A 1,489-nucleotide genomic window follows, 5' to 3' on the forward strand; every position below is an offset into this window, starting at 1 on the left:
CTCCAGCACCAGGTAACTCACCGCCCCGACCTGGTTGTCCACCCGATCGCACTGCCACGCGGTCTCGACCGGAGTCCACTGCAGCGCAGGCTCTTTCCACGCCAACTCGCTGACGCTGCGCACCCCCACACATCGAGCCCCGCGATACCCAACCCCCTCACCGTTCTCACCCTGCGGAACCAACGTCGGGAAAACCCGCCGACTCTCCCCGAACGAATCGGCGACCTCCGCCACCGAACTCGACGGCACATTCGCGCCCCCCGCGGCGTCGAGATCGCCGTCGTCGTCCGGCAACACCACCACAACCAACGCGACAACAAGCGCGATCAACACCAGCACCAACGCCACCAACACAACCCAGCCGAACCGCTGCATCCCCGACACCCGCCGAGGCACCGGCCAATACCCCCGATACGGCCCCAAGGGCCCCCGATGCCCCGGCGGCACCTCACCCTGCTGCCCCGAACCGGGTTGCTGCCCAGCATTACCCGGCTGCCCCATCCCGCCCGGCTGACCAGCGCTACCCGGCTGACCCGCACCCCTTTGTCGGCCCGCATTGCCCTGCTCCGCCTCGCCAGCCGGCCCCAGCCGGCTGGACTGCCCGGCCGCGCTCGGTGGCGGCACAGACCCCGCTGGGGCCACGGTCGGTGGTCCCGCGATCGACGTCACCTCGGTCAGCGCGGCCGCGTTCGCCGCATCAAGCGCATCCGCATCGCGCGTCGCCAGCACATCGGTTGCAGCCGTGGCTGATACCTCATCGTCGGCCGCCTCCTTGCCGAGCGAGCCAGCCGCTGGCGGCTTGTCCAGAGATACCGGGCTGGACGGCATTCCGGCAGCCCCACCGGGCGGCGCCGCAGGCGGGTGCTGCGGTGCCGGCGCAACAGCTCCGAACGGCCGGGATGGTGGCTGCCAATGAGGTTGTGGCACAGGCTGCATGGGCGGAGCTTGGTAACCGGGCGGCACCATGCCGGGCGGCACCATGCCGGGCTGCACGAAGGGCGCGGCCGGTCCTTGCTGCGGAGCAGGTGGGTAGTAACCGGGCGCCGGGTTGGCTGGCGGCCGCGGAAGAACCGGTGGCGTCTTGGAAGTCAACGCCTGGCGCGCCGCCTTGGCGAATGCCGCACACGAATCGAACCGTGCCGCAGGATGTTTCGCCATCGCTGCCGCGAGGACTGCGTCCATGATCGGCGGCAGACCCGCCCGGCGCAGCGCCAAGGGCGGCGGCGGGGCGTAGAGGGTTCCGCGAATGATCTCGTTCGGGTCGGCGGAGTCGAACGGTGCCACCCCGGTGAACAACCAGTACAGCGAACAGGCCAGGGAGTACTGGTCGGAGCGGTGGTCGAGTTCGGCACCCGTCATCTGTTCCGGCGACGCGTAAGCCAGTGTGGCGGTGAACATTCCCTGCTGGGTCAGGTGGGTGGAGTCCGCACGCAGGCGGGCGATCCCGAAATCGGTGAGGAACACCCGTTCGCCCTGACCGCCACTGGAC

At 69.8% G+C, this 1,489-nt stretch carries 1 protein-coding gene; it reads right to left on the reverse strand.

Features of this window, described 5'->3' with window-relative positions:
- Positions 1-1,464: serine/threonine protein kinase (locus ACFWUY_RS41590; protein WP_384122225.1), on the reverse strand; the 1,464-nt coding region annotated here is incomplete at its 3' end.
- Positions 1,465-1,489 lie beyond the last annotated feature (25 nt).

The sequence above is a fragment of the Streptomyces sp. NPDC058664 genome (assembly GCF_042716635.1).
GTDB lineage: Bacteria > Actinomycetota > Actinomycetes > Streptomycetales > Streptomycetaceae > Streptomyces.